This is a genomic window from Halomonas sp. LMYGS-3, from assembly GCF_059509875.1.
Genome location: NZ_JCAKFQ010000056.1, coordinates 1 through 6,853, shown reverse-complemented (window position 1 = coordinate 6,853; position 6,853 = coordinate 1). Strand labels below are relative to the sequence as shown.

The window sequence follows — 6,853 nt, the reverse complement described above, 5'->3', positions numbered from 1 at the left end:
CGGCCATGCAGAAGGCGATCATTTCGCTTGCATCATCCCCGGGTTGCGCAACTCCGCCGCCACCTCGCGGATGATATGGATCGACTCGGATTCGAGCTGCTTGAGGTGGGTGGCGCGTTCGGGGGGTATTTCAGACATCGAGATCCCAGATGAATTCAGGGTTCAAGATAGCTGGAAGCTGGAAGAATTGAGAATTAAGAGTTAAGAAAAGACAATAATCAAAGGACGATGAAATCAATCAACAAGCTGATCAAAGGGAGCAGGACAACATCACCGGACTGGCACATCGTTCCAAACCTCATCCTCGTCATTGCCCCATAGCTTTTCCATGCTCGATTCCTGAGCCTGAGAAAGGATTTTCAGCTCACTTCCCTCAATCATCTTCATCAAGAATCCGGAAAACCCAATACTGCTACGTGTGTGTTTCTTGTAGCTCACGACTTGCGACAATCAAGAGAGAATCTCTATGGCAATCGAGGCGTGAGGGCCGAACCGATTAAAATCCTTATCAAATGTTATAATCTTCTCACAATGGCGTTCGGCATATTTCAGATGAATCACATCGTTGATACTTTTGCAGCCATTGATGATAGAACACAACTCATAGGCGCCACGCACGTCATCACCATCAAGCGAACCTTGCACAAAGTTCTGAAAAAAGGATAGCGTTTCGCCTTGATATTCAAGCTGCTTCAGCTTCGCCAACACGAAGATGTATTCCACCATCACCAGCGGTGAGATTATCAACCTATTATCAGCCAGTGCATCTTGAATTCTTTCATCAGCCAACGCTTGCTTTTCCATATCTTGATTGATGGAAAAATAAACCAGGACATTGGTGTCAAAAAATATCACGATTTGCCTCATTGGCAATGGCATCAATATCGATATCTTTATCGACAGCTGGCAGATGCTTGCGTTTCGCCTTGATACGCTCGAACTCCTCAAGTGTGCCCCCCGCCTTCTGGTTGGCACCGGAATCATCCTCTACCAGGATAATGACCTTGGCATGCTTGTTGGCCAATTTTTCATAATCCTTGATTTCCAGATATCTACTAGTGATATCGGTTTCGAATTCCACCGCATACATAGTGTCACCCTCTATCTGTATCGGCCACTACAGCTCTCAGATTAGTCCATACACGTTGAGAACCAAAGGAGATATCTTACCGCTCGAGGCTGGCCCGCAGCGCCCTCTCCCACCGCTCATCCCGCTGGCCGCAGGCGATGAACCAGGGGTTGAGCACGCTCTCCTGCCGGTTGCAGCGCAGCGGTTCGAGGGTGTTGGCGTCGAGCACTTCACCGCCGGCGGCGGTGACCACGGCCTGGGCGGCGGCGGTGTCCCATTCGCAGGTGGGGGCGAGGCGCGGGTAGAGGTCGGCCGCGCCCTCGGCGACCAGGCAGAGCTTGATCGAGCTGCCCATGGAAACCCGCTCGTGATTCGGCAGCGCAGCGCAGAAGGCCTCGAACTCGGCGGCGCCGTGGCGCCGGCTGCCGACCACCTTCCAGGGCGCGACGTCGGGGTCGGGCAGCTCGCGCACCCGCACCTGGGAGTAGATCCCCCTCTTCACCTTGAAGGCCTCCCCACCCACCAGGCCGACCCAGGTGGTGCCGCCCGCTCCTCCCACTGCAGGGGCATGCACGATGCCGAACACCGGCACGCCCTGCTCGACCAGCGCCACGTTGAGGGTGAACTCGCCGTTCTTGTTGATGAATTCCTTGGTGCCGTCCAGCGGGTCGATCAGCCAGTAGCGCTCCCAGCCCCGGCGCGTCGCGAAGGGGATCTCGCCGGATTCCTCGGAGAGCACCGGCACGCCCGGCGCCCACTTTTCGAGCAGCGCCACCAGCGCATGGTGCGAGGCCATGTCCGCCGCGGTCAGCGGGCTCGCATCGTCCTTGGTTTCCACCGCGAAGTCCTGCGCGTAGATCGCCAGGACCTCGCGCCCCGCGGTATGCACGCCCTCGAGCAGGCGGGCGCGCAGTTCGTTGGTTACGAAATGGGTCACTTTTACTCCTTCGGGCTTCGGTTAAAACCCCCACACCAGCGGTATCAGCCCCACCGCGGTGGCGCCGACGATCAGGCTCAGCGGGGCGCCCAGCCTCAGGTAATCGGTGAAGCGATAGCCCCCCGGGCCGAGTACCATCAGGTTGGTCTGGTAGCCGAGCGGGGTCATGAAGCTGGCCGAGGCGGCGAACATGATGGCCAGGGCAAAGGGCAGGAAGTTCACGCCCAACTGCTCGGACACGGCCATGGCGATGGGGAACATCAGCACCGCGGCGGCGTTGTTGGTGATCAGCTCGGTGAACACCACCGTCATCAGGTAGACCAGCGCCAGGGCCGCCCAGGGGGCCAGGTCGTCGATCAACAGCAGCCACTGGGCGATCTGGGCGGCGGCGCCGGTCTTGGTCATGGCCGCCCCCAGGGCGAAGGAGGCGGCGATCACGATCAGCACCGTGAGATCCACATAGCGCCGCGCCTTGCTCGCCGGCACGCAGCGGGTGATCAGCATGCCGCCGCCGGCCAGCAGCGCCGCTTCCAGGATGGAGAGCAGGCCACTGGCGCTGGCCGCCACCATGGCGCCGAGGATGCCCAGCGCCACGGGGGCCTTGCGGAAGTCCGGCGGCGTGGAGTCGTGCAGGCCGCTGACCAGCAGGAAGTCCTTGCGGTAGCGGTACTGGTCGACGAAGTCCTGGGCGGTCTCGAGCAGCAGGGTGTCGCCCACCTGAAAGCGGATGTCGCCGAGCTTGCCGGACAGTCGCTTGCCGTGCCGGGAGATCGACAGGATCACCGCCTGGTAGCGGGAACGAAAGCGCGATTCGCTGACCGTCTGGTTCAGGCCGCCGAAGTCGGGGCCGATCACCGCCTCCACCAGGCAGCGGTGGTGGTGGGCGATATCGAGCTTGTGCACGTCGCCGCCGGCGGGCTTGAGGCCATGGATGCGGCGCAGCTCGCGGGCGCACTCGGGGGCGCCGATGAACACCAGGATATCGCCGGCCTGCAGTTCGGTGTCCGGCGGCACCGCGGTGAGCAGCCGGCCGTGGCGTTCGATGTCGGCCAGGTAGCCGTGGCTGAGATGGCGCAGGCCGGCGTCGGCGATGGTCTTGCCGACCAGCGGGCCCTTGTCGTCGACCATCACGTCGACGGCGTATTCGCGGGCCTGCTCGAGCTGCTCCAGCACGCCCTGGCGGTTGGGCAGCAGGCGGTCGGCGAACAGATAGAGGAAGCCGCCGCCCACCAGCACCAGCGGCACGCCGACCCAGGCCAGCGAGAACATCGAGAGCGCGATGCCCTTCTCGCTCTGCAGCAGGCCATCCACCACCAGGTTGGTGCTGGTGCCGATCAGCGTGCAGGTGCCGCCGAGAATGGCCGCATAGCTCAACGGCAGCAGCAGCTTGGAGGGGGGCAGCCGGAGGCGCCCGGCCCACTCCTGCACGGCGGGAATGAACATCGCCACCACGGTGGTGTTGTTCATGAAGGCGCTCAGGCCCGAGGCCGGCAACAGCACCCGCAGCTGTGCCTGACGCAGGCGCTGCGGCTGGCCGAGCAGCCGATAGGCCAGCCATTGAATCGCCCCGGTTTCCTTGAGCCCTGCCGCCACCACATAGAGCGTGGCGATGGTCATCACCCCGGGGTTGGAGAACCCCACCAGGGCCTCGCCGGGGGTGAGGATGCCGCTGATCACCAGGAAGGCCAGGGCGGCCATCAGGATCACGTCGGGGGCAATGCGTGTGGCGGCCAGCGTGCCCAGCACGGCCAGCACCGTGCCCAGGGTCAGCCAGGCGGTTGTCGGTAGCGTATCGATCAAGGGGTGTCGCTTCGTTTCATGGCCGTGGGTCATGGCCTGGCAGGCAGGCACGCTACCGCCCGGGGATCATGCCGGGCGCATTCCCATGCCCTGTATCACGCCTGGAATACCGCGGGCGAGCAGGCGGCGAGAACAAGGTAAGCCAGAAAGCGCCCTGTCAGGCAAGCATGAAACAATGTCATGCCGGGGTGGCGATCCTGCGCCCCCTTCTTCGTCCCTCACCAAGCCTCGGCTCGGCACCCCTGCGGTAACGTTATTGGAATCGGAGCATTCTACGTCACCACGCCGCCAGGCTCCATGGCCGAGCTCCCGCGGCGCCGCTCGCAAAAGGGGGTCAGACCCTTAAATCCCCTTTGGGGTCAGACCCCAAATTTTGCTTAGGGGTCTGACCCTGAGGCGTCGCCAGGCTCCCGGCGCAACGCCTTGTACATGATGTAGGTATCCACGAGCCCGAAGCGGGCGTGGTCGTAGCCCTTGGGAACCGTGCCGATCGTGTCGAAGCCCAGCGCTTGCCACAGCCTGATGGCGCCTTCGTTCGTCGACACCACGGCGTTGAACTGCATCGCCAGGTAGCCCGCCTCGATGGCCAGGTCCTGGGAGTGCAGGCAGAGCGCCCTGGCCACTCCCCTGCCCCGCGCCTCGGGCGCGACCATGTAGCCGCAGTTGCAGATATGGCTCCCCGGGCCCGCGGCGTTGGGCTTCAGGTAGTACGAGCCCAGCACCTCGCCGTTCTCCTTGGCACAGTAGGTGAACTGGGGCAGCTCGCACCACAGCGTGTAGGCGTCTTCGTAGTCGAGGTCGGGGTCGAAGGCGTAAGTCTCCCGCGCCTCGACCACCGACTTGAAGGTCGGCCAGAAGCGCCGGAAATCGGCCTCCGTCATCTGCACTATCTGCATGGAGCTATCTCTACCAACGACGAAGGGGTCAGACCCTTAATTCCCCTTAGGGGTCTGACCCCAAATTTTACTGAAGGGTCTGACCCCCAGGGGGACTTAGTGCTTGAGCTCGAGACGCAGCGCCTGGATCTCGGCCTGGGGCAGGTTGGTGGCGCTGGCGATGGTGGCGTCGTCCAGCTCGGTGGTCTGGATCAGGTTGCGGGCGGTTTCGCGCCGTCCTTCCTCGCGCCCTTCCTCGCGCCCTTCCTCGCGCCCTTCCTCGCGCCCTTCCTGCTTCCAACGCTGCGGCCACTGCCCGGTACGTTCGTGCAACATGCGGTACACCTCCTTCAAGTCCTCGAGCCGGTCGAGTTCCTGCCATTCGTCCTCCGGCGCCTGACGCTTGGCCCACACCTGCTTCAACCAGCTGGTGAAAGCGCTGCGTAGCTCATCTTGCCGCTCTGCATAGAGCCACTCGACCAGGCGGCCCAGCACCGCCAGCGCTTCATCGATTCCTCGATAGTGCTCCAGATTGAAGAGCGCTGCCACCACGTTGCGGGTCTCGTCGGGCCAGGCCGGGTCGTTGACGATGGCCTTCTCGTCGAGCAGCAGATAGTGCAGCGCCGGGCTATAGCGCTCCAACCCGCCGCTTACCGTTTCGACCATCTCGCCAATGTCGAGTGCGGCATTCCAGCGGCGTTCGCCGTTGTAGAGCACGATGGGCAGCACCGGTGGCAGCTTGCCACTGGGGGTGACGGCCTTCTGCCGGATCAGATCCTGGTAGAGCAACCCCAGATAGCTCATGATGCGCACTGGCATGAAGCGATCGACACGGCTCTGGAATTCGATCAGCAAATAGACATAGAGCCAGCTATCGCCCCAGCGCACTCGCCAGATGACGTCGCTCTCGCGGTCGCGTAGCTCGTCGGTGACATAGGAGCCGCTGGCCTTTTCCAGGGAATCCAGGTCCAGCTCCTTGACCCATTCCTCCTTCACGAAGCCCGTGAGCAGGTCACGCACCATCCGCTGATGCGAGAATAGGAGCTTGTAGCCGTTGTCGTGGTGGGCCATGTCGTCGGTAACATCCCTGTACGCTTGCGTACCGAGTATAACGCAAGGTGGTCGCCGCGACGGTGAGCCGGCTGGAGACCGTCTCGCTGTTCAAGACCCTCTGGCCCTTCGTGCTGACCGCGCTGCGGTTGTTGATCCTGTTCCCTTCGCTGACGCTCTGGCTACCCGCCACCCTTGGATGACCCGATGCCGAACCGCCCTGTCGCCCCACAACCGCTCCCCGCCTGTCCGGCGATCCCCCACCGTGCCGAGCCCGACTGGAGCCGGGTGAACCGGATACCGATCGCCGACTGCGGCGAGCCGCTGGTGCCCATGAGCCTCGCCCCCTGGCCGATCCGGGTCTACCCGGCCTACGCCCGGCTGGGCGTTCCCGGCGCGGTGCCCGAGTGCTTCGTGCGCGAGGGGGTCTACCGGCGCGTGCTGGCCGCCGCCCGTGCCCTGCCCGAAGGCTTCGGCCTGGTGGTGCTCGACGGCTGGCGGCCCTGGCGGGTCCAGCAGTACCTCTTCGAGACCCTCAGCGAGGCGCTACGCGCCCACCACCCCGAGACCGGCGAGGCGGAGCTGCTCGAGCGCACCCGGGAATTCATCTCGGTGCCCAGCCGCGACCCGCAGGCCCCCAGCCCACACCTAACCGGCGGCGCCGTGGACGTCACCCTGTGCGATGGCGACGGCCTGGCGCTGGACATGGGCACCCTGTTCGACGAGGCCGTGCCCGCCTCGCACACCGACCACCTCGAGCGGCTCGGCGAGCTCGACGCCCGCCAGCAACGCGCCCGCGACCACCGCCGACTGCTCTACAGCGTGATGCTCGACCAGGGCTTCACCAACCTGCCCAGCGAGTGGTGGCACTACGACCTCGGCGATCAGCTGTGGGCCCGCTACGGCGGCCACGACCGCGCCATCTACGGCCCCGCCGAACTCGACACCATCGAGAACCGCTGGCGCCGCCAGCTCGGCTAACCCCTCTGCGGGGTCAGACCCTGGCGCCTCCCCACGAAATAGATAAGAAAAACAGGATATTAGCATTGAAAAAAGTCTGCATGGGCTGGCATGTTGTTGCTCGCCAAAGAAACACGATGCCGGAGGGCCCATGCAGACATC

At 63.4% G+C, this 6,853-nt stretch carries 7 protein-coding genes and 1 pseudogene; 1 reads left to right on the top strand and 7 read right to left on the bottom strand.

Features of this window, described 5'->3' with window-relative positions; genetic code table 11:
• Positions 1 to 30: 30 nt before the first annotated feature.
• The 7 genes and pseudogenes from AC5W54_RS22300 to AC5W54_RS22270 form a co-directional block, all read right to left on the bottom strand.
• Positions 31 to 138, bottom strand: a pseudogene (locus tag AC5W54_RS22300) (sulfate adenylyltransferase subunit CysD); the annotation flags it as partial.
• A gap of 312 nt (positions 139 to 450) precedes the next feature.
• Positions 451 to 855: a type II toxin-antitoxin system VapC family toxin gene (locus tag AC5W54_RS22295; protein WP_495964294.1), complete on the bottom strand. Its 405-nt coding sequence runs from the start codon at positions 853 to 855 to the stop codon at positions 451 to 453.
• On the bottom strand, positions 842 to 1,090 hold the full coding sequence (locus tag AC5W54_RS22290) for a hypothetical protein (protein ID WP_495964293.1): 249 nt from the start codon (positions 1,088 to 1,090) through the stop codon (positions 842 to 844). The genes AC5W54_RS22295 and AC5W54_RS22290 overlap by 14 nt, the downstream gene beginning before the upstream one ends.
• A 76-nt stretch (positions 1,091 to 1,166) precedes the next feature.
• Positions 1,167 to 2,006 carry a 3'(2'),5'-bisphosphate nucleotidase CysQ gene (gene cysQ, locus AC5W54_RS22285; protein WP_495964292.1) on the bottom strand — a complete coding sequence of 280 codons (840 nt, stop codon included), beginning with the start codon at positions 2,004 to 2,006 and terminating at the stop codon, positions 1,167 to 1,169.
• Positions 2,007 to 2,027: 21 nt separating this feature from the next.
• A complete protein-coding gene (locus AC5W54_RS22280; protein WP_495964291.1) occupies positions 2,028 to 3,806 on the bottom strand; it encodes an SLC13 family permease in 1,779 nt (592 codons plus the stop codon).
• A gap of 377 nt (positions 3,807 to 4,183) precedes the next feature.
• Positions 4,184 to 4,702, bottom strand: a complete 519-nt coding sequence (locus AC5W54_RS22275) for a GNAT family N-acetyltransferase (RefSeq protein WP_495964290.1) — start codon at positions 4,700 to 4,702, stop codon at positions 4,184 to 4,186.
• Positions 4,703 to 4,798: 96 nt separating this feature from the next.
• Complete coding sequence (locus tag AC5W54_RS22270; protein ID WP_495964289.1) at positions 4,799 to 5,752, bottom strand: Rpn family recombination-promoting nuclease/putative transposase; 954 nt, start codon at positions 5,750 to 5,752, stop codon at positions 4,799 to 4,801.
• 186 nt (positions 5,753 to 5,938) lie between these two features.
• Here AC5W54_RS22270 and AC5W54_RS22265 point away from each other — a divergent pair, with 186 nt between their 5' ends.
• Positions 5,939 to 6,712, top strand: coding sequence for a M15 family metallopeptidase (locus AC5W54_RS22265; protein WP_495964288.1), 774 nt, complete (start codon positions 5,939 to 5,941; stop codon positions 6,710 to 6,712).
• Positions 6,713 to 6,853 lie beyond the last annotated feature (141 nt).

Excerpts from the sequence above, each read along its gene's own strand:
- AC5W54_RS22275 (WP_495964290.1), bottom strand. The coding sequence starts at position 4,702 with ATGCAGATAGTGCAGATGACGGAGGCCGATTTCCGGCGCTTCTGGCCG.
- AC5W54_RS22270 (WP_495964289.1), bottom strand. The coding sequence starts at position 5,752 with ATGGCCCACCACGACAACGGCTACAAGCTCCTATTCTCGCATCAGCGG.
- AC5W54_RS22290 (WP_495964293.1), bottom strand. The coding sequence starts at position 1,090 with ATGTATGCGGTGGAATTCGAAACCGATATCACTAGTAGATATCTGGAA.
- AC5W54_RS22265 (WP_495964288.1), top strand. The coding sequence starts at position 5,939 with ATGCCGAACCGCCCTGTCGCCCCACAACCGCTCCCCGCCTGTCCGGCG.